At 62.9% G+C, this 20,943-nt stretch carries 20 protein-coding genes; 7 read left to right on the top strand and 13 right to left on the bottom strand.

Annotated elements, in window-relative coordinates; all coding sequences use genetic code 11:
• On the top strand, nt 1–1,129 hold a 1,129-nt coding region (locus tag F6S12_RS05530; protein WP_315868780.1), incomplete at its 5' end, for a glycosyltransferase family 1 protein.
• Here the strand turns inward: F6S12_RS05530 and F6S12_RS05535 are convergent.
• The 3 genes from F6S12_RS05535 to F6S12_RS05545 form a co-directional block, all read right to left on the bottom strand.
• A complete protein-coding gene (locus F6S12_RS05535) occupies nt 1,126–2,229 on the bottom strand; it encodes an NADH:flavin oxidoreductase (RefSeq protein WP_011059296.1) in 1,104 nt (367 codons plus the stop codon). The two genes, F6S12_RS05530 and F6S12_RS05535, sit on opposite strands and share 4 nt — an antisense overlap.
• 187 nt (nt 2,230–2,416) lie before the next feature.
• Nucleotides 2,417–2,899, bottom strand: a complete 483-nt coding sequence (locus tag F6S12_RS05540) for a glutathione peroxidase (protein WP_015634175.1) — start codon at nt 2,897–2,899, stop codon at nt 2,417–2,419.
• A gap of 121 nt (nt 2,900–3,020) precedes the next feature.
• Nucleotides 3,021–3,506 (bottom strand): peptidylprolyl isomerase, encoded by a 486-nt coding sequence (locus F6S12_RS05545; protein WP_011059294.1) that lies wholly within the window; start codon nt 3,504–3,506, stop codon nt 3,021–3,023.
• Between F6S12_RS05545 and F6S12_RS05550 the strand changes: the two genes are divergently transcribed.
• The 3 genes from F6S12_RS05550 to F6S12_RS05560 are packed head-to-tail and all read left to right on the top strand — an operon-like array spanning nt 3,475 to nt 6,875.
• Nucleotides 3,475–3,813 carry a DUF3565 domain-containing protein gene (locus F6S12_RS05550; protein ID WP_011059293.1) on the top strand — a complete coding sequence of 113 codons (339 nt, stop codon included), beginning with the start codon at nt 3,475–3,477 and terminating at the stop codon, nt 3,811–3,813. The two genes, F6S12_RS05545 and F6S12_RS05550, sit on opposite strands and share 32 nt — an antisense overlap.
• 56 nt (nt 3,814–3,869) lie before the next feature.
• On the top strand, nt 3,870–5,969 hold the full coding sequence (gene pta / locus F6S12_RS05555; protein WP_019096051.1) for a phosphate acetyltransferase: 2,100 nt from the start codon (nt 3,870–3,872) through the stop codon (nt 5,967–5,969).
• Nucleotides 5,970–6,875: an acyltransferase gene (locus tag F6S12_RS05560; protein ID WP_015634172.1), complete on the top strand. Its 906-nt coding sequence runs from the start codon at nt 5,970–5,972 to the stop codon at nt 6,873–6,875.
• 120 nt (nt 6,876–6,995) lie between these two features.
• Here F6S12_RS05560 and cysN read toward each other — a convergent pair whose 3' ends face one another.
• The 3 genes from cysN to F6S12_RS05575 form a co-directional block, all read right to left on the bottom strand.
• Nucleotides 6,996–8,894 carry a sulfate adenylyltransferase subunit CysN gene (gene cysN / locus F6S12_RS05565; protein WP_258718180.1) on the bottom strand — a complete coding sequence of 633 codons (1,899 nt, stop codon included), beginning with the start codon at nt 8,892–8,894 and terminating at the stop codon, nt 6,996–6,998.
• A 9-nt stretch (nt 8,895–8,903) separates the two neighbouring features.
• Nucleotides 8,904–9,821, bottom strand: coding sequence for a sulfate adenylyltransferase subunit CysD (gene cysD / locus F6S12_RS05570; protein ID WP_011059289.1), 918 nt, complete (start codon nt 9,819–9,821; stop codon nt 8,904–8,906).
• Between the two features lie 235 nt (nt 9,822–10,056).
• A complete protein-coding gene (locus F6S12_RS05575; RefSeq protein WP_011059288.1) occupies nt 10,057–10,815 on the bottom strand; it encodes a Nif3-like dinuclear metal center hexameric protein in 759 nt (252 codons plus the stop codon).
• Nucleotides 10,816–10,917: 102 nt separating this feature from the next.
• Between F6S12_RS05575 and algW the strand changes: the two genes are divergently transcribed.
• The 3 genes from algW to F6S12_RS05590 all read left to right on the top strand — a co-directional run bounded on the left by algW (nt 10,918) and on the right by F6S12_RS05590 (nt 15,004).
• Complete coding sequence (algW, locus tag F6S12_RS05580) at nt 10,918–12,072, top strand: Do family serine endopeptidase AlgW (RefSeq protein ID WP_011059287.1); 1,155 nt, start codon at nt 10,918–10,920, stop codon at nt 12,070–12,072.
• Between the two features lie 85 nt (nt 12,073–12,157).
• A complete protein-coding gene (locus F6S12_RS05585; RefSeq protein WP_315868781.1) occupies nt 12,158–14,263 on the top strand; it encodes a TonB-dependent siderophore receptor in 2,106 nt (701 codons plus the stop codon).
• 12 nt (nt 14,264–14,275) lie between these two features.
• On the top strand, nt 14,276–15,004 hold the full coding sequence (locus tag F6S12_RS05590; RefSeq protein ID WP_011059285.1) for a DUF4198 domain-containing protein: 729 nt from the start codon (nt 14,276–14,278) through the stop codon (nt 15,002–15,004).
• A gap of 33 nt (nt 15,005–15,037) precedes the next feature.
• On the opposite strand, the gene hisC is transcribed toward F6S12_RS05590, so the two are convergent.
• The 7 genes from hisC to F6S12_RS05625 all read right to left on the bottom strand — a co-directional run bounded on the left by hisC (nt 15,038) and on the right by F6S12_RS05625 (nt 20,943).
• Nucleotides 15,038–16,090, bottom strand: a complete 1,053-nt coding sequence (hisC, locus tag F6S12_RS05595) for a histidinol-phosphate transaminase (RefSeq protein WP_011059284.1) — start codon at nt 16,088–16,090, stop codon at nt 15,038–15,040.
• 2 nt (nt 16,091–16,092) lie between these two features.
• On the bottom strand, nt 16,093–17,421 hold the full coding sequence (gene hisD, locus F6S12_RS05600) for a histidinol dehydrogenase (protein ID WP_011059283.1): 1,329 nt from the start codon (nt 17,419–17,421) through the stop codon (nt 16,093–16,095).
• 154 nt (nt 17,422–17,575) lie between these two features.
• Entirely contained in the window at nt 17,576–18,211 is a 636-nt protein-coding gene (hisG, locus tag F6S12_RS05605; RefSeq protein ID WP_011059282.1) for an ATP phosphoribosyltransferase, read from the bottom strand.
• Nucleotides 18,212–18,340: 129 nt separating this feature from the next.
• Nucleotides 18,341–19,606 (bottom strand): UDP-N-acetylglucosamine 1-carboxyvinyltransferase, encoded by a 1,266-nt coding sequence (gene murA, locus F6S12_RS05610; RefSeq protein ID WP_011059281.1) that lies wholly within the window; start codon nt 19,604–19,606, stop codon nt 18,341–18,343.
• A gap of 22 nt (nt 19,607–19,628) precedes the next feature.
• The gene (locus F6S12_RS05615) at nt 19,629–19,868 is read right to left on the bottom strand and encodes a BolA family protein (protein ID WP_011059280.1); all 240 of its coding nucleotides are present in this window, start codon (nt 19,866–19,868) and stop codon (nt 19,629–19,631) included.
• A 116-nt stretch (nt 19,869–19,984) separates the two neighbouring features.
• Nucleotides 19,985–20,293: a lipid asymmetry maintenance protein MlaB gene (locus F6S12_RS05620; protein WP_011059279.1), complete on the bottom strand. Its 309-nt coding sequence runs from the start codon at nt 20,291–20,293 to the stop codon at nt 19,985–19,987.
• Entirely contained in the window at nt 20,290–20,943 is a 654-nt protein-coding gene (locus tag F6S12_RS05625) for a phospholipid-binding protein MlaC (protein WP_015634165.1), read from the bottom strand. The genes F6S12_RS05620 and F6S12_RS05625 overlap by 4 nt, the downstream gene beginning before the upstream one ends.

Here is a 20,943-nt window from a genome sequence, read left to right on the forward strand (position 1 = left end):
CCCGCGCCAGGGTTGCGACCAGAGCCGGGCCAGCGACGAAGCCCTGCTGCTGTGCCGGGGCTGGCCGCTGCCGGGCTACCCGGGGCTTCAATGGGGCCAGTCGTCGATGCACAAGCTGCTGCGACGCTGGAAACGCCAGCGCCCGGACGTGCTCTATATCGCCACCGAGGGGCCGCTGGGGCTGTCTGCGCTGCGGGCCGCCAAGCGCCTGGGAATCTCCGTGGTCAGCGGCTTTCACACCAACTTCCAGCAGTACTCCAGCCAATATGGCCTGGGTTTGCTGACCCGCTTGCTGACCCACTATCTGCGCTGGTTCCACAACCGCTCGCAACTGACCCTGGTACCCAGCGCCAGCCAGCACCTGGAGCTGGAGCGCCGGCATTTCGAACGCCTGGCCCTGCTGTCCCGGGGCGTCGACAGCCAACTGTTCCACCCAGCCAAGCGGCTCGATACGCTGCGGGCCGACTGGGGCCTGGGCACCGATGACCTGGCGGTGATCCACGTCGGGCGCCTGGCGCAGGAGAAGAACCTGGGCCTGCTCAAGCGCTGCTTCGAACGCCTGCAGGCGACTTATCCACAGCGCAGGATGAAGCTGATCGTGGTGGGTGACGGCCCGCAACGTGGGGCTCTGGAAAAAAGCCTGCCCGAGGCCCTGTTCTGTGGCAGCCAGCGGGGCGAAGCCCTGGCCGCCCACTACGCCTGCGGGGACCTGTTTCTGTTTCCCAGCCTCACCGAAACCTTCGGCAACGTGGTGCTGGAGGCTCTGGCCTCGGGGCTCGCGGTGGTGGCCTACGATCAGGCTGCCGCAGCCCAGCATATCCGCCATGGCTACAACGGTGTGCTGGCCATGCCCGGCGACGAAAGCGCCTTCTGCGACGCTGCCAGCTGGCTGCTGGAAGAACCGGAAACCTTGCGCCGGGTACGCCTCAACGCCCGCCAGCATGCCAGCCGCCAGGGCTGGGCCGCGGTTATCGAGCAGTTTGAAGATCGCCTGCGCAGTGCCTGCGAGCACGGGCCGGCCGAGGATTACGAAGGGCTTATCGAAGCGACGGTCAAACCCCGCAGCGCCGTGGAGACACTCGGCACGGCAAGGGGGCTGCCCCCCTCGCCGCCCGGAGCCGGCAGTTAAACCAGGGTCGTCAGCGCGTCACGGCTGAACGGCAGGATGTCCTGCTCGCGACCTTCACGGACTTTCTGCGCCCAATCCGGATCCACCAGCAGTGCACGGCCCACGGCCACCAGATCGAACTCGTCGTTGTTCAGACGCTGCAGCAGGTTTTCCAGGCTGGCCGGCTGCGCCACCTTGTCGGTGTTGACCATGAACTGCAGGAACTCGCCGTCCAGGCCGACGCTGCCCACGGTGATGGTGGGCTTGCCGGTGAGTTTGCGAGTCCAGCCCGCCAGGTTGAGGTCGGAACCTTCGAACTCAGGCTCCCAGAAGCGGCGGGTCGAGCAGTGGAAGATATCCACACCGGCATCCGCCAGCGGCTTGAGGAAGGCCTCCAGAGCTTCCGGGGTCTGCACCAGGCGCGCGCTGTAGTCCTGTTGCTTCCACTGGGAAAAACGCAGGATGATCGGGAAATCCGGACCGACGGCAGCCCGTACGGCCTGGATCAGCTCAATGGCGAAGCGCGAGCGCTGGGCCAGGTCGCCACCGTATTCATCGGTACGCTGGTTGGTGCCTTCCCAGAAGAACTGGTCCACCAGGTAACCATGGGCGCCATGGATCTCCACGCCGTCCATGCCGATGCTCTGGGCATCCTTGGCGGCCTGGGCGAAGGCTGCGATCACCTCCTGGATGTCCTGGTGGGTCATGCCGTGCACCAGCACCTTGCCGTCCTTGAGCTTCTCGGTCGGGCCGTAGCCGGGCACGCTGGCGTCCGGCTCGGTGCCCAGGCGCCGCACATTGCCCACATGCCAGAGTTGCGGGACGATCTTGCCGCCTTCGGCGTGGACCGCATCCACCACCTTCTTCCAGCCGGCCAGGGCCGCCTCGCCATGGAACTGCGGCACATTGGGGTAACCATTGGCAGCCTGGTGACCCACCGTGGTGCCCTCGGTAATGATCAGGCCGACACCCGCAGCAGCGCGGCGGCGGTAATACTCGATGACCTTGGAGTTGGGCACGCCACCGGGGGAAAACGACCGGGTCATTGGTGCCATCACCACGCGGGTCGGCAGTTCCAGCGCGCCGAGTTGAAAGGGTTTGAACAAGGCTTGAACAGGCATGCTGCGCTCCGAGAAAAAGGCTTGAGTCGATATTCGACGCACAAGACTGCGCCGGGTACCGGCCCCGGCGCACTTATGATGAGGATAATATTCCCCCCTCAATGCGCTGCACAGCATTATTGATTTGAGTGATTTAGATGCAAAAACGCCGCATTGAAGCGGCGTTAAACAAGGGCCCGGCGCGGGTTCAGCTCAAGGCTTTTTCAATCGCCTGGATCACTGTCGGATCATCGGGAGCGGTACGCGGCGAGAAACGCGCCAGTACCCGACCGTCCTTGCCCAATAGGAATTTCTCGAAGTTCCAGGTGATGTCCCCGGGAAACTCGGCGCCTTCGCCCGCCAGCAGGCGGTACAGCTGATGGCGCTCGGGACCGTTCACGTCCAGTTTGCTGCTCAAGGGAAAGGTCACCCCGTAGTTGAGGCTGCAAAATTCCTGGATCTCCTGCTCGGTGCCCGGTTCCTGCCCGGCGAACTGGTTGCAAGGCAACCCCAGCACGCTGAATCCCTGGGCCTTGTATTGCTGGTAGAGATTCTCCAGCGCCGCATATTGTGGTGTCAGACCACATTTGGAGGCGACGTTGACCACCAGCACGACGTGCCCCTTGAAGGGCGCGAGCGGCAGCTCCTGACCATCCAGGGCTTTCAATTTAAGGTCGTGAAAAGCACTCATGACGAACTCCAAATTCCTGTGTTCTTACAGAAAACAGCCTCTCGACAGTACAGCCAAAAGCCGCGGACTAAAAAGGCGCCCTCGGGCGCCTCTCCAGTAAGCTTGAGCTTAGCGCAGAAAATCAGTGGTGATGGCCACCTTCGCCATGGACGTGACCATGAGCGATTTCTTCCTGGCTGGCGTCACGGATGGCAACGATCTTGACCTGGAAATTCAGGCGCTGACCAGCCAGCGGGTGGTTGCCGTCGACGGTAACGTCGTCGCCGTCCAGGTCACGGATGGTCACGATCTGCATCTGGCCGTCCGGAGCGGAAGCGTGGAACTGCATGCCCACTTCCAGTTCGTCGACGCCTTCGAACATGCTGCGGCTCAGGGTGCTGACCAATTCGGCAGCGTATTCGCCGTAGGCATCTTCAGGTTCTACGGAGACTTTCAGTTCGTCACCAACTTGCTTGCCTTCCAGGGCCTTTTCCAGACCAGGAATGATGTTACCTGCGCCTTGCAGGTAAACCAGCGGGGCGCCGCCGGCAGAGCTGTCGATGACCTCACCAGCGTCGTTGGTGAGGGTATAGTCGATGGAGACAGCCTTATTGGCGGCGATCAGCATGGGGCGGGACCTTTTGCATAAGAATGAAGAACGTCCAAGTTTAGCGAAGCAATCGCTCGAAAGCGAACGGAACCCGGACCAACGGAACGTGAAAAATCACTCGACAATCTGCGGTTTTCACCAGGATGAAGAAGGCCATTGGGTGGCTGAACTGTCCTGCGGGCATACCCAGCACCTGCGCCACCAACCGCCCTGGCAGTCCCGGGCCTGGGTCCTGGAGCCGCAGTTGCGAGCCAAAAAAATAGGCCAGCGCTTTGCCTGCGGCTGGTGTGCTCAAGCCCCGGATAACGATAACCTTAGCGCCTGACTTCAGGCAGACGGCCAAAGACCGTCGCCTTTGCCATGCACCTTCTGAGAATTCGCATGCAAACTTTTTTCATCGCGCCCACCGATTTTGGAGTGGGTCTGACCTCCATCAGCCTCGGGCTGGTGCGTACGCTGGAACGGGCTGGCCTCAAGGTCGGCTTCTTCAAACCCATAGCCCAACCTCACCCCGGTGACACCGGCCCCGAGCGTTCCACCGAACTGGTGGCGCGCACCCATGGTCTGAAACCGCCACAACCCCTGGGCCTGGCCCATGTGGAGCGGATGCTCGGCGACGGCCAGCTGGATGAGTTGCTGGAAGAAATCATCACCCTCTACCAGCAGGCAGCCATCGGCAAGGATGTATTGATCGTCGAAGGCATGGTGCCGACCCGCAGTGCCAGCTACGCCGCCCGGGTCAATCTGCACCTGGCAAAAAGCCTGGATGCCGAGGTGATCCTGGTATCCGCCCCGGAAAACGAAGTGCTCACCGAGCTGTCCGGACGGGTCGAGTTGCAGGCCCAGCTGTTCGGCGGCCCGCGGGACCCGAAAGTGCTGGGGGTGATCCTCAACAAGGTGCGCACCGACGAAAGCATGGAGGCGTTTTCCGCGCGTTTGAAGGAACATTCGCCCTTGCTGCGCAGCGGCGACTTCCGCCTGCTGGGGTGCATCCCCTTCCAGCCGGAGCTCAATGCCCCGCGTACCCGGGACGTGGCCGACCTGATGGGCGCCCAGGTGCTCAACGCCGGCGACTACGAAAGCCGGCGCATGACCAAGATCATCATTTGCGCCCGCACCATGCGCAACACCGTGGAACTGCTCAAGCCCGGCGTGCTGGTGGTGACCCCGGGCGACCGTGACGACATCATCCTCGCCGTGAGCCTGGCGGCCATCAACGGCGTGCCCCTGGCCGGCCTGCTGCTGACCAGCGACACCCTGCCCGACCCGCGGATCATGGAGCTCTGCCGGGGCGCCCTGAACGCCGGCCTGCCAGTGCTTTCGGTGAGCACCGGATCCTACGACACCGCCAACCAGCTCAATGGCCTGAACAAGGAAATTCCCATCGATGACCGCGAGCGCGCGGAAATCATCACCGACTTCGTCGCCAGTCACCTGGACGCCAACTGGCTGCACCAGCGCTGCGGCACCCCACGGGAAATGCGCCTGTCACCTGCGGTGTTCCGCTACCAGTTGATCCAGCGCGCCCAGCAGGCCAACAAGCGTATCGTCCTGCCCGAAGGCAGCGAGCCGCTGACCGTGCAGGCCGCCGCCATCTGCCAGGCCCGGGGCATCGCCCGCTGCGTGCTGCTGGCCAAGCCCGAGGACGTGCACGCGGTGGCCCGGGCCCAGGGCATCGAACTGCCCGAAGGCCTGGAGATTCTCGACCCGGACCTGATTCGCCAACGCTACGTGGAGCCCATGGTGGCCCTGCGCAAGAGCAAGAGCCTCAACGCTCCCATGGCCGAGCAGCAGCTGGAAGATCCGGTGGTGATCGGCACGGTGATGCTGGCCCTGGATGAAGTCGATGGCCTGGTTTCCGGGGTCATCCACTCCACCGCCAACACCATCCGCCCGGCCCTGCAGTTGATCAAGACCGCGCCGGGCTGCAGCCTGGTGTCCTCGGTGTTCTTCATGCTGTTCCCCGAGGAAGTGCTGGTGTATGGCGACTGCGTGATGAACCCGCACCCCAGCGCCAGCGAGCTGGCGGAAATCGCCCTGCAGAGCGCCGACTCGGCAGCCGCCTTCGGTATCACCCCGCGCGTGGCGATGATCAGCTACTCCAGCGGCGACTCGGCCAGCGGCGAGGAAGTGGAGAAAGTTCGCGAAGCCACTCTGCTGGCCCACGAAGCCCAGCGTTCGCTGCTGATCGACGGGCCGTTGCAATACGACGCCGCGGCCAACGAAAACGTCGCCCGGCAACTGGCCCCCAACAGCCAGGTCGCGGGCAAGGCCACGGTCTTCGTGTTCCCTGACCTCAACACCGGCAACACCACCCACAAGGCGGTGCAACGCAGCGCCGATTGCGTGAGCCTGGGGCCGATGCTGCAAGGCCTGCGCAAACCGGTGAACGACCTGCCCCGGGGCGCCCAGGTGGACGACATCGTCTACACCATCGCCCTTACCGCGATTCAAGCCGCCAACCGACCTATGGATGTCTAAATGCTGGAATTCCTACCTGCCGTGGTGCGCGGAATCATCGCCTCGCTCCTGTTGGCGCTGAACACCATCCTGCTGTGCTCGTTCCTGTTCTGCGTGGCGTTGGTCAAGGCCCTGCCGTTCGCCCTCACCCAGCGCTTGAGCCTGTGGCTGATGAACCACACCCACGAAGCCTGGATCAGCAACAACAAGGCCTGGATGCAGTTGGTATGCCGTACCCGTTGGCACGTGCAGGGCCTGGAAGGCCTTGATTACCAGCACTCCTACCTGGTCACCAGCAACCACCAGAGCTGGGTCGACATCATGGTCCTGCAGTACGTGCTCAACCGGCGTATCCGCCCCCTGAAGTTCTTCCTCAAGCAGGAGCTGATCTGGGTGCCGGTGATTGGTCTGGCCTGGTGGGCCCTGGGCTTTCCGTTCATGAAGCGCTACTCCAAGGCGTACCTGGAGAAGCACCCGGAAAAGAAAGGCAAAGACCTGGAAACCACGCGCAAGACCTGTGCGAAGTTTCGCAACAACCCGGTGGGCATCTTCAACTTCGTCGAGGGCACGCGCTTTACCGACGCCAAGCACGCCCAGCAGCAATCGCCGTTCCGCTACCTGCTCAAGCCCAAGGCCGGCGGCATCGCCTTTGTCCTGGATGCCATGGGCGAGCAACTGCAGTCGATCATCGATGTGACCATCCACTACCCGGCGGGCCGCCCCGGTTTCTGGGACCTGCTGTGCGGCAGGGTCAAGGATGTGGTGGTGCGTTTCGAAGAGGTGCAGATCCCGGCGCAGTTCCTTGGCAAGAACTACGAGCAGGACACGGCCTATCGCCAGGAATTCCAGGGCTGGATCAACCAGCAGTGGCTGGACAAGGATGCGCTGCTCGAAACGCTGCATCGGGAGTATCCGGCAAGACCCTGAGGGCCTTTTCGCTGGCAAGCCAGCTCCTGCGGTCCTGCACCCTACTTACCGCCGAACGCTATCTGAAGCGCACAAAAAAGCCCGCAGCCGATCACTCGGCTGCGGGCTTTTTGCTATGGCTTAGATCGCGCCGCGGCTGCGCAACAGGTCCAGCACCTGCTTGACGCTTTCTTCCAGCGACAGCGACTGGGTGTCGATCACCAGATCGGCATTGAGCGGCACGTCATAGGGGAAGGACTCGCCCGGGATGTTATCCCCTCCGGCCGCGTACAGGCCCTGCGGATCACGCTCGGCGCACACCGCAGGCGATGCCTGGACGTAGACCGTCAGCAGACGCTCCTTGCCGATCAGGTCCTTGGCCTGCTCGCGCCCTTCGGCACTCGGTGCCACGAACGCGGCCAGGGTCAACAGGCCGGCTTCGTTGAACTGACGGGCAACGTGAGCCGCACGGCGCCAGTTTTCGGTACGCCCCGCACGATCCTGTGGCAGGCCCTTGTTCAGGTCATGACGCAGGTTCTGACCATCGAGCACATACACCGCGCGCCCCATGTCGAACAGACGGCGCTCCACTGCATAGGCCAGGGTGCTCTTGCCAGCGCCCGACAAGCCGCTGAACAGCACGGTGGCCGGCTGCTGGCCGAAACGCTGGGCACGCTCTTCAGTGGCCACGTGGGCCAGCTTGCCGTGGTGAGTAGCACTGCCATGGGCCACTGGCTGGGCGATGATCATGCCGGCACCGACGGTGCCGTTGGTCAAACGGTCGATGACAATGAAAGCACCCGTGGTGCGGTTGCTTTCATAGCCATCCAGGGCAATCGGCGCGTCGAGGCTGATCTTGACCTTGCCGATCTCGTTCAGTTGCAGCGCACTGGCCGCCCCCTCTTCCAGGGTGTTCACATCGACCTTGTGGACGATGCTGGCAATCGAACCCGGCACGTAGCTGGTGGCACGCTTGATGTCGTATTTCTTGCCCGGCAGCATCGGTTCTTCAGCCATCCACACCAGCATGGCTTCGAAATTCTCGGTCACGGGCGGCACGTTATCGGCATGCACCAACAGGTCGCCACGGGAGATGTCGATCTCGTCTTCCATGGTCAGGGTCACGGCCTGGCCGGGACCGGCCTGCTCCAGCTCACCCTCGAAGGTGACGATGGACTTGACCCGGCTGCTCTTGCCCGATGGCAGCACCACGACTTCGTCGCCCTTGTGCACGATGCCGCTGGCCAGAGTGCCGGCAAAACCACGGAAGTTCAGGTTCGGGCGGTTGACGTACTGCACCGGGAAACGCAGGTCGGTGAAGTTGCGATCGCCGGCCACTTCCACGGTTTCGAGGATCTCCATCAGCGACTGCCCGGTGTACCAGGGCGAACGCTCGCTCTTGTTCACCACGTTGTCGCCCTTGAGCGCCGACATCGGTACGAAGTGCAGGCTGGTGGGCTGCAGCTTCAGGCCCTGGGCAAACTTCAGGTAGTCGGCCTTGATCGACTCGAACACGCCCTCATCGAAGTCCTTGAGGTCCATCTTGTTGATGGCCACGACGATGTGCTTGATCCCCAGCAGGGAGGCGATGAAGCTGTGGCGACGGGTCTGGGTCTGCACGCCGTAGCGGGCGTCCACCAGGATGATCGCCAGGTCACAGGTGGAGGCTCCGGTGGCCATGTTGCGGGTGTACTGCTCATGGCCGGGGGTGTCGGCGATGATGAACTTGCGCTTGGCGGTGGAGAAATAACGGTAGGCGACATCGATGGTGATGCCCTGCTCACGCTCGGCCTGCAGGCCGTCGACCAGCAACGCCAGGTCGATGTCGTCACCGGTGGTGCCGACCTTCTTCGAGTCCCGGGTGATGGCTTCCAGATGGTCTTCGTAGATCATCTTCGAGTCGTGCAGCAGGCGCCCGATCAGGGTGCTCTTGCCGTCGTCGACGTTACCGCAGGTCAAAAAGCGCAGCAGCTCCTTGCGTTCGTGCTGGCCCAGGTACGCGAGGATGTCCTCGCTGATCAAATCAGATTGATGCGACATGACAGCCCCTTAGAAATAACCTTGACGTTTCTTGTCTTCCATTGAGCCGGCGCCATCGTGGTCGATGACCCGGCCCTGGCGCTCGGAAGTTCGCGTCAGGAGCATTTCCTGGATGATGTCCGTCAGGCTCTCGGCCTCGGACTCCACCGCGCCCGTCAACGGGTAGCAGCCAAGGGTACGGAAACGTACTTTCTTTTTGACGATGCGGGCTTTCTCTTCATCGGACAGATGCTCGAGGATGCGCTCGTCATCGATCATGATCAGGGTGCCGTTCTTCTCGATCACTTCACGCTCGGCGGCGAAGTACAGCGGCACGATCGGGATGCCTTCGAGGTAGATGTACTGCCAGATGTCCAGCTCGGTCCAGTTGGACAGCGGGAACACACGGATCGACTCGCCCTTGTTGACCTTGCCGTTGTAGACGTTCCACAGCTCGGGGCGCTGGTTCTTCGGGTCCCAGCGGTGCTTGCTGTCGCGGAACGAGTAGACGCGCTCCTTGGCGCGGGACTTCTCTTCATCGCGGCGGGCACCGCCGAACGCGGCGTCGAAACCATGTTTGTCCAGAGCCTGCTTGAGGCCCTCGGTCTTCATGATGTCGGTGTGCTTGGCACTGCCGTGGGTGAAAGGGTTGATGCCCTGGGCCACGCCATCCGGGTTGACGTGGGTGATCAGGTCCAGGCCCAGCTCTTCGACCATGCGGTCGCGGAACTTGTACATTTCCTGGAATTTCCACTGGGTATCGACGTGCATCACCGGGAACGGCAGCTTGCCGGGGAAGAACGCCTTGCGAGCCAGATGCAACATCACGGCGGAGTCTTTACCGATGGAGTACAGCATCACCGGGTTGTCGAACTCGGCGGCCACCTCGCGGATGATGTGGATGCTTTCCGCCTCCAGCTGTTTCAGATGCGTCAGTTTGTCGACCATGGCTACTCACGAAAGCTTTCTTATGGACGGCCATCGGGCCGTGTTCGAGCGGGGCATGCTAGCACAGCGACCTGCTTCTAATCAGGGAGCCAACTAGAACGAAACGGTATATGAATATACCGCTCCGTTAGGCCCCAGGCGCCGCTCTGCAGGAGCTGGCTTGCCAGCGAAGGCGCTTTCAAGCGCACCTTCGGGCTGAAGATCTTTTCGCCGGCAAGCCGGCTCCTGCCGGGGGTCAGATGGGGTTGGGGCAGTCGATGAACAGGTGCTCCAGGGCAAAGCGCCGGGCCAGGTAGTCACCCAGGGCCTGGACGCCATAACGCTCGGTGGCGTGATGGCCGGCGGCAATGAAGCTGATGTCGTTTTCCCGGGCACTGTGGAAGGTCTGCTCCGAGGCTTCGCCACTGAGGTACAGGTCGACGCCGGCCTGCACCGCCTGGTCGATGTAGCCCTGGCCGCCACCGGTGCACCAGCCGACCCGACGGATCATCTCGCTGCCTTCGATCAGCAGCGGCTCTCGCCCCATTGCCTCTTGCACCCGGCGGGCAAAGTCCCGCGCGGTCATCGGCTCGCTGAGGGAACCCACCAGGCCGACGACCTTGGGGTTTTCCGGGTCCAGCGGGCCTTCCACGGTGATGTCCAGCTGACGGGCCAGTTGCACGTTGTTGCCCACTTCCGGGTGCAGGTCCAGGGGCAGGTGATAGGCCAGCAGGCTGATGTCGTGCTTGAGCAGGGTTTTCAGCCTACGCTGCTTCATGCCGGTGATGCAGGGGTTCTCGCCCTTCCAGAAGTAGCCGTGATGCACCAGCACCAAGTCGGCCTTGGCCTCCACCGCAGCGTCCAGCAACGCCTGGCTGGCGGTCACGCCACTGACGATGCGCATCACCTGCGGGCGCCCTTCGACCTGCAGGCCATTGGGGCAGTAATCGGCAATACGTGAACTGCCCAGGTAACGGTCCGCTTCTTCCACCAGTGTGCTCAGGGCAACGGCCATAAAAGACTCCTAAATATCCCGTTCAGAGGCACGCGCGGCCTCGTATAATGCGCGACATTATGGGCCGTGCGCAGCCCTTCGTAACCACCCAGGACTTGCTCAATGCTCAAGGCTCTGCGTTTTTTTGGCTGGCCGCTACTGGCCGGCGTGCTTATCGCGTTGTTGATTATCCAGCGCTACCCGCAATGGGTGGGCCTGCCTAGCCTCGACGTCAATCTGCAGCAAGCCCCGCAAACCACCAGCACGCAACAGGGGCCGGTGTCCTACGCCGACGCCGTGGTGATCGCCGCGCCCGCGGTGGTCAACCTGTACACCACCAAGGTCATCAACAAGCCGGCTCACCCGCTCTTTGAAGACCCGCAGTTCAGGCGCTTTTTCGGCGACAACCTGCCCAAGCAGCAGCGCATGGAATCGAGCCTGGGCTCGGGGGTGATCATGAGCCCCGAGGGCTACCTGCTGACCAACAACCATGTGACCTCCGGTGCCGAGCAGATCGTGGTGGCCCTCAAGGACGGCCGCGAGACCCTGGCCCGGGTGATCGGCAGCGATCCGGAAACCGACCTGGCGGTGCTCAAGATCGACTTGAAGAACCTGCCTTCGATCACCGTCGGCCGTTCGGAAAACGTCCGCGTCGGCGACGTCGCGCTGGCCATCGGCAACCCGTTCGGGGTCGGCCAGACCGTGACCATGGGCATCATCAGTGCCACCGGGCGCAACCAGCTGGGCCTGAACAACTACGAAGACTTCATCCAGACCGACGCCGCCATCAACCCGGGCAACTCCGGTGGCGCCCTGGTGGACGCCAACGGCAACCTGACCGGGATCAACACTGCGATCTTCTCCAAGTCCGGCGGCTCCCAGGGCATCGGTTTTGCGATCCCGATCAAGCTGGCCATGGAAGTGATGAAGTCGATCATCGAGCACGGCCAGGTCATCCGCGGCTGGCTGGGGATCGAAGTGCAACCCTTGACCCAGGAGCTGGCAGAGTCCTTCGGCCTGGCCGGGCGCCCGGGAATCGTGGTGGCAGGGATCTTCCGCGACGGCCCGGCGCAGAAAGCCGGGATGCAACTGGGTGACGTGATCCTCAGTATCGATGGCGAACCTGCCGGCGACGGCCGGCGTTCGATGAACCAGGTGGCGCGGATCAAACCGACGGACAAAGTCTCGATCCTGGTCATGCGCAACGGCAAGGAACTCAAGCTGACGGCAGAAATCGGCCTGCGACCACCGCCCGCGCCCGTCAAAGAAGAAGAGTGAAGCTGGGCCCGGCCATGCCGGGCTAACAGCATACATTCTCATTAGTCATGTTATATTGTTTCAATATCGCTATTGGAACAGCCCCATGACGTCCCGAAGAATCCTCCCCTTGGCAGGCCTGACCCTGGGCCTGCTGGCAGATCCGCTGCTGGCCAAAGAACCTGAGCCGCTGGAACTTGAAACCACCCGTATCAGCACCGAATACGAATCCGCCACGGGCCCGGTCAAGGGCTATCGGGCCACACGCTCGGCCAGCGCGACGAAGACCGATACGGCGATCCGCGACATTCCCCAATCCATCAGCGTGATCCCCGCCAGCGTGCTCAAGGACCTGGGCAGCAACAACGTCGAACGCGCCCTGGAGTTTGCCGGCGGGGTTTCCAAGCAGAACAACTTCGGCGGGCTGACCCTGTATGAATACAGCGTGCGCGGCTTCACCACCTCGGAGTTCTACAAGGACGGCTTCAGCGCCAACCGCGGCTATCCCAGTACCCCGGACGCCGCCACTGTCGAGCGCATCGAAGTGCTCAAGGGGCCGGCCGCCAGCCTCTACGGCCGTGGCGACCCCGGCGGCACGGTGAATATCGTCACCAAAAAACCCCAGCCCGAAGCCTTCGCGACCTTGCAGACCAGTGCTGGCAGCTGGGACCGCTACCGCACCGCCCTGGACCTCAACACCCCGCTGGATGCCCAGGGCAACCTGCTGTCCCGGGTCAACCTGGCCGTGGAGGACAACCACAGCTTTCGCGACCACGTGGACAGCCGCCGGGTGTTCGTCGCGCCTTCCTTCAGCTGGCAGTTGAACCCGGACACCAGCCTGCTGCTGGAAAGCGAATGGGTGCACCACAGCTCGACCTTCGACCGCGGCATCGTGGCCCCGACCAATCGCTGGAGCGGCGTCTCCCGCTCGACCTTCCTCGGCGAACCCGATGACGGCAACATCGACAACCACAACAACATGCTTCAGGCCACCCTGGAACACCACCTCAATGACAGCTGGAAACTGCGTCTGGCCAGCCACTACAAGGAAGGCAAGCTCTGGGGCTTCGCCTCCGAAACCCGACCGCTGAACGCCGACCGGCACACGGTCAACCGGCGCTACCGCGAGCGGGACAACAACTGGCATGACAGCATCACCCAGCTGGAACTGCGCGGCCTGTTCGACCTCGGCAGTTGGCAGCATGAACTGCTGATCGGCAGCGAATACGAGAACTACCGCAAGAACGAGCGGGTCACCAGCATTGCCGGCGGCGCCTATGCCATCGATATCTACGACCCGATCTACGGTCAGGCCAAGCCCAACGGCAAACGCTCTGGCACGGACTTTTTCGAGCATGTCGAAAGCCAGGCCCTCAACCTGCAGGACCAGATCATCTTCACTGACCGCCTGCGAGGCATGGTCGGCGCCCGCTTTGAACACTTCGAGCAAAAGATCGACGACCACACCACCGGCAAGCGCAGCCGCCAGAACCACGATGCCCTGACCCAGCGCGCCGGCCTGCTCTACCAACTGACCCCGCAGGTGGGGCTGTTCGCCAACGCCTCCACCTCGTTCAAGCCCAACAATGGGCTGGATGCGGGCGGCAAGACCTTCAAGCCCGAGGAAGGCGTCGGCTATGAAGTGGGGATCAAGAGCGAGCTGTTCGACCAGCGCTTGAGCGCCACCCTCGCCGCCTTCCATATCGACAAGGAAAACGTCCTGACCCTGGACCCCGGCACCGACGCCAGCCGCGCCATGGGCAAGGCCCGCAGCCAGGGCTTCGACCTGCAGTTCAGCGGCCAGTTGACCGACGCGGTGCGCGTGATAGGCGCCTATGCGCTGATTGATGCGCAAGTCACCAAGGGCGACCCGGCAATCCCCGCCGGCAGCCGCATTCTCGGCGTGGCCAAGCACAGCGCCAGCCTGCTGGGGGTCTATGAATTCCAGGACGGCCGGCTCAAGGGCTCGGACATCGGCGCAGCCCTGACCTATGTCGGCGACCGCTCGGGCGAGGCCGGAGGCCGCTTCGAGCTGCCCGCCTACCGCACCCTGGACCTGCTGGCCCACTACAAGGCCAGCGACAACCTGACCCTGGGCCTGAACCTGAACAACCTGTTCGACGAGAAGTACTACGAACGCTCCTACAGCAACTACTGGGTCAATCCCGGCGAACCGCGCAATTTCACCCTCAGCCTCACACTCAACCTGTAGAAGAGAGCAGCCATGCACAGCCTCAAATCCATCGCCCTGCTGGGCCTGCTCGCCACACTGGGCGCCACCCAGGCCTCGGCCCACGGCCTGTGGACCGAACAACGACGCGGCAATATCGAAGTGATCTACGGCCACGGCGCCGAAGACGACGCCTTCAAGGCCAAGAAGATCAGCGGTGCCTGGGCCTATGACGGCGCGGCCAGAATGATTCCGGTGACCGTGCAACGCCTGGCGGACCACGCACGCCTGCAACCGCTCAAACCACCGGCGGTACTGGCCGTGGCACTGGACAACGGCCCCTGGTCGCAAACCGCGGACAAGCGCTGGGTCAACCAGGGTCGCAGCAAGGTCCCGGGGGCCATCGCCTCGACTCACACCTACAAGTACAGCCTGGCGATCTATCAACCGGGAGCGAAGCTGCCCAAGCTGGAACAGCTCAAGCTGGTGATCCTGCCGGAAGTCGACCCGCTGACCGTCGGCCCGGGCAAGAACCTGCCGGTGCGGGTGCTGCTGGATGGGCAGCCCGTGGCCGGGGTGAAGTTGATTGGCGATTACCGCAATGCACCGAGCACCCTGAGCACCGAGACCGATGCCCAGGGACGTGCCCAAGTGCTGGTGAGGAACGAAGGCCTGAACGTGATTGCCGCAGAGCTGGAGGTAGCGCTCAAGGACAACCCGGATGTGGCGTCACGCGGCCTGTTCAGCTCCCTGACCTTCCTCGGCGAGCCGCACCACGAATAAAGGTACGGCCGCCTCGGAAGCCAGGCGCCTGGACTACAGCTCGCCCAGGCCGTCGATCAGCGCCTGGTTCTGTTCCTGTGTGCCGATGCTGATCCGCAGGAACTGAGCGATCCGCTGCTGCTTGAAGTGGCGCACTATCACCCCTTGCTCGCGCAGCTTGGCCGCCAGGCCGGCTGCGTCGTGCCGCGGGTGGCGGGCAAAGATGAAGTTGGCCGCCGACGGCAGCACTTCGAAGCCCTTGGCCTGCAACTGCGCCACCACCCATTCGCGACTGTCGATCACTTGCTGGCAGGTCTTGGCAAAGTACTCGCGGTCCTCGAAGGCCGCCGCCGCTCCGACGATCGCCAGGCGATCCAGCGGGTAGGAGTTGAAGCTGTTCTTGACCCGCTCCAGGGCCTCGATCAGATCCGGGTGCCCTACCGCCAGGCCCACTCGCAAGCCGGCCAGGGAGCGCGACTTGGACAGGGTCTGGGTCACCAGCAGGTTCGGGTAGCGATCCACCAGGCTGATGGCGGTCTGGCCGCCGAAGTCGATGTAGGCCTCATCCACCACCACCACGGAATCCGGGCTGGCCTTGAGGATCTGCTCCACCGCATCCAGGGCCAACAGGCAGCCGGTGGGCGCATTCGGGTTGGGGAAGATGATCCCGCCGTTGGGCCTGGCGTAGTCGGCCACGCGGATCTGGAACTGCTCGTCCAGCGGCACCGCTTCGTGCTCGATGCCGTACAGGCCGCAATACACCGGGTAGAAGCTGTAGCTGATGTCCGGGAACAGCAGCGGTTTTTCCTGCTGCAGCAGGCCGTGAAAAATGTGCGCCAGGACTTCGTCGGAACCGTTGCCGAGGAACACCTGGTTACCCTGCACCCCGTAGTAACTGGCTACCGCCTGCTTGAGCAGGTCACTGTTGGGGTCCGGGTACAGACGCAGGTTGTCGTTGAGTTCGGCCTGCATCGCCGCCAGGGCCCTGGGCGACGGGCCATAGGGGTTTTCATTGGTGTTGAGCTTGACCAGCTTGGTCAGCTTGGGTTGTTCGCCCGGCACGTAGGGCACCAGGTTCTTGACGAACGGACTCCAGAATTTGCTCATGTTCATTGCCCCTGATCTTGGTCGTCGACGATGCGGTATTCGGCGCTGCGGGCGTGGGCGGTCAGCGACTCGCCACGGGCCAGCACCGAGGCGGTGCGGCCCAGTTCAGAGGCGCCCTGCTCGGAGCAGAAGATGATCGACGAACGTTTCTGGAAGTCATACACCCCCAGCGGCGACGAGAAACGCGCGGTGCCGGAAGTCGGCAGCACGTGGTTCGGCCCGGCGCAGTAATCCCCCAGCGCTTCGCTGGTGTGGCGGCCCATGAAGATCGCCCCGGCGTGGCGGATCTGCGGCAGCCAGGCTTGCGGGTCGGCCACGGACAGCTCCAGGTGCTCGGGGGCAATGCGGTTGGCCACTTCAATGGCTTGCTGCATGTCACGGACCTTGATCAGGGCTCCACGGCCATTGATCGAGGTGTTGATGATTTCCGCGCGCTCCATGGTTGGCAGCAGCTTGGCGATGCTTGCCGCGACTTTATCCAGGAACTCGGCATCCGGGCTGACCAGGATCGCCTGGGCGTCTTCGTCGTGCTCGGCCTGGGAGAACAGGTCCATGGCGATCCAGTCCGGGTCGGTCTGACCGTCGCAGACCACCAGGATCTCCGACGGGCCGGCGATCATGTCGATGCCGACCTGGCCGAACACGTGGCGCTTGGCGGTGGCCACATAGATGTTGCCCGGGCCGACAACCTTGTCCACCTGGGGCACGCTTTCGGTGCCGTAGGCCAGCGCGGCCACGGCCTGGGCGCCGCCGATGGTGAACACCCGATCGACCCCGGCGATGCAGGCGGCAGCCAGCACCAGTTCGTTGACCTCGCCACGCGGGGTCGGCACCACCATCACCACCTCGGTAACGCCCGCCACCTTGGCCGGAATCGCGTTCATCAGCACCGACGACGGGTAGGACGCCTTGCCCCCCGGTACGTACAGCCCGGCGCGGTCCAGCGGCGTGACCTTCTGGCCCAGCACCGTGCCGTCGGCCTCGGTGTAGGTCCAGGAGTCCTGTTTCTGCTTCTCGTGGTAGCTGCGCACCCGCGCCGCGGCCTTTTCCAGGGCTTCGCGCTGGGCCACGGTGATCCGGGTCAGGGCCAGCTCCAGGCGCTCGCGCGGCAGGATCAGGTCTGCCATGGAGGCCACTTGCAAGCCGTCAAAACGCTGGGTGAACTCCACCAGCGCCGCATCGCCGCGCTCGCGCACGGCCTTGATGATGTCCAGCACCCGCTGATTGACCGAATCGTCAGAGACACTTTCCCAGCTCAGCAGATGATCCAGATGACGGGCGAAATCCGGGTCGGCAGCGTTGAGTCGGCGAATTGCAGTCGGAGCGGTCATAGCGAAGGCCTCAATGATTGGCGAATGCACAAAAGGGCAAGCTTGGATTTGCAAAGCTCAGGCGCCGCAAGACTACCAAGCCATCCGCGTGGGCACCTGAGCATTCTGGCTATGACGCGGATAGATGGGCGCGGCTCAAGGCCACGCATGTGAATCAGCCGCGGTGTCGCGATTCCACTGCCTTGCGCAGGGTATCGATCAACGCCTGGATACGGGCGTGCTGCATCTTCATCGATGCCTTGTTGACCACCAGGCGGGAGCTGATGGTAGCAATCAGTTCCTGGGGTTCCAGGCCGTTGGCCCGCAGGGTATTGCCAGTGTCGACCACGTCGATGATCTTGTCGGCCAGGCCGATCAGCGGCGCCAGCTCCATGGAACCGTAGAGCTTGATGATATCCACCTGACGACCCTGCTCGGCGTAGTAGCGCTTGGCTACGTTGACGAACTTGGTGGCCACGCGCAGGCGGCCCTTGGGTTCTGCGGCGCCAATGGCACCGGCAGTCATCAGCTTGCACTGGGCAATCTGCAGGTCCAGTGGCTCATACAGGCCTTGGCCGGTGTATTCCATCAGGACGTCCTTGCCGGCCACCCCGAGGTCGGCAGCGCCATGCTCGACATAGGTCGGCACGTCAGTGGCACGCACGATCAACAGGCGGACATCGTCCTGGGTCGTGGGGATGATCAGTTTGCGGCTCTTGTCCGGATTCTCGGTTGGCACGATGCCCGCTTCAGCCAGAAGCGGCAGCGTGTCGTCGAGGATACGGCCCTTGGACAGTGCGATGGTCAACATGAGTAACGTAAGTCCTTATGCGGCGACTGATGCCCGGACGCAAACGGCGCCAGACATGCGTCGAGCCTGAAGACAGGCTCGACGTGGAACAGATTCGGCAGTGGGCACCTCCCTGTGCCCGTCATGCAACTAGCCCGGTACGCGGCGGATCTTGGCGCCGAGCATCTGCAGCTTCTCTTCGATGCACTCGTAACCACGGTCGATGTGGTAGATGCGATCGATCAGGGTGTCGCCTTCGGCCATCAGGGCCGAGATCACCAGGCTGGCCGAAGCCCGCAGGTCGGTAGCCATGACAGGCGCGCCCTTGAGGATTTCGGTACCGGTAACGATGGCGGTGTTGCCTTCGACCTGGATCTTGGCGCCCATGCGGTGCAGCTCATAGACGTGCATGAAGCGGTTTTCGAAGATGGTCTCGATCACCGCGCCAGTGCCTTCGGCAATCGCGTTCAGGGAAATGAACTGCGCCTGCATGTCGGTGGGGAACGCCGGGTACGGAGCGGTACGCACGTTGACCGCCTTGGGGCGCTTGCCGTGCATGTTGAGCTCGATCCAGTCGCTGCCGGTGGTGACTTCAGCGCCGGCTTCCTTGAGCTTTTCCAGAACGGCTTCAAGGATGGTGGGATCGGTGTCCTTGACCTTGACGCGGCCGCCGGTGACGGCTGCAGCCACCAGGTAGGTGCCGGTTTCGATACGGTCAGGCATCACTTTGTAGATCGCCGAATGCAGGCGCTCTACGCCATCGATGGTGATGGTGTCGGTGCCAGCGCCGGAAATCTTCGCGCCCATGGCGATCAGGAAGTTCGCCAGGTCCACGACTTCTGGTTCGCGAGCGGCGTTCTGCAGCACGCTGCGGCCACGGGCCAGGGCTGCAGCCATCATGATGTTCTCGGTACCGGTCACGCTCACGGTATCGAAGAAGAAATTCGCGCCGCGCAGGCCACCCTCAGGCGCCTTGGCCTTGATGTAGCCGCCTTCGACGTCGATCACCGCGCCCATGGCTTCCAGGCCGCGGATGTGCAGGTCCACCGGACGCGAGCCGATGGCGCAACCGCCAGGCAGGGCCACTTCGGCTTCGCCGAAACGGGCAACCATCGGGCCCAGTACCAGGATCGAGGCGCGCATGGTTTTCACCAGCTCGTAGGGTGCCACCAGGGTCTTGATGGTACGCGGGTCGATTTCGACGCTGAGTTTCTCGTCGATCACCGGCTCGATACCCATGCGACCGAACAGCTCGATCATGGTGGTAATGTCGTGCAGGTGCGGCAGGTTGGCCACGGTGACCGGGCCATCGCACAGCAGGGTTGCCGCCAGAATCGGCAGCGCGGAGTTCTTGGCCCCGGAAATGCGGATCTCGCCATCAAGGCGAACGCCGCCGGTAATAATCAATTTATCCATAACAGTCTCGACGCCCTTGGGCTCAGGTGCGCTCGGCCCAGGCCGCGCGGCTGAAAAATTTCATGGTGATCGCGTGGATGCTGCCATCGGCAATCCATGGATTCAAATGGGCATAGATGCTCTGCTGACGCTTCACCGGGCTCAAGGCCGACAGTTCGTCGCTAATCACGTTCAGCTGAAAGTTGCAGCCTTCGCCCTCAACTTCTACCTGAGCTCCGGGCAGCTTTCCCTCAAGAAAGCTCTTCACTTCGTTGGCCTGCATGCTCAACCTCAATCGGCGCCCTGTGCGCGCGGGTCGGACATCATACAAAAAAGCCCCGCGCCTGCGAACCCCGCATAGCAGGACTCTGACGGGGGGCTTCTATATAGAGATGTGGGTTATTGGGGATGGGCGAAGATTTCGGTGACTCCGGAGACCTCGGCGATCTCGCGCATGTCCTCGGGCAGCGCACGAACGCTCACCGCCTTGCCCAGTGCCTGGCCATCACGCATGAAGGCCAGCAGCAGCGCGAGTCCGACGCTGGAGGACTTCTCCACCGCCGAGCAATCGAGCACCAGCGCCGGTGCCTGGCTCGACTTGATCAGTGCCTGGCCCTGCTTGCGCAGGCCCGGGCCGCTGCGGTAATCCAGCACGCCGCTGATCAACAGTTCCCCGGCGTCACCGAGGCGCACGGCCGATTCACTCATTGCGCAGCCTTTTGTGCAGCGTCTTCGGTCACTTCCTTGGCCTTGGCCACTTCACCGGCCCAGCCGTCGATGGTCTTGTCCAGGTTGTTGCCATTGCGCTGCATCGCGTCGGCGAACTGATCACGGAACAGCTTGCCGATATTGATGCCGTTGATGATCACGTTACGCACTTTCCACTCACCATTGATCTTTTCCAGGGTATAGGACACTGGGTAGATCGCGCCGTTGTTGCCCTTGACCTGCATATCGACGCTGGTGCGGGTGCCGCTTTCATCCTTGGCCGGAGAAACCGTGATGCCCTGGTTGTTGTACTCCAGCAAGGCATTGCCATAGAACTGCATCAGGCTGCGCTTGAAGTTTTCCTGGAAGCGCACCATCTGCTCCGGCGTGGCCTTGCGCGAATACTTGACGGTCATGATGCTGCGGGAAATACCGTCGGCATCCACCACAGGACCGACGATGCTGTTCAAGGCATTGTAGAAGTCGTTCGGGCTTTGCTTGTACTTCTCTTTATTAGCCGCCAGGTCAGCGAGCAGACGGGTGGTCGTGTCCTGCACCAGATCATGCGCGGAAGGCGTGCTTGCCGCGTTGGCCAGCAACGGCAGAGCCGCCAGCAGCACCAACAGGCCACGTCGCAAGATAGAGATCAT

The organism is Pseudomonas sp. JV245A, from assembly GCF_032424515.1.
Lineage (GTDB): Bacteria > Pseudomonadota > Gammaproteobacteria > Pseudomonadales > Pseudomonadaceae > Aquipseudomonas > Aquipseudomonas protegens.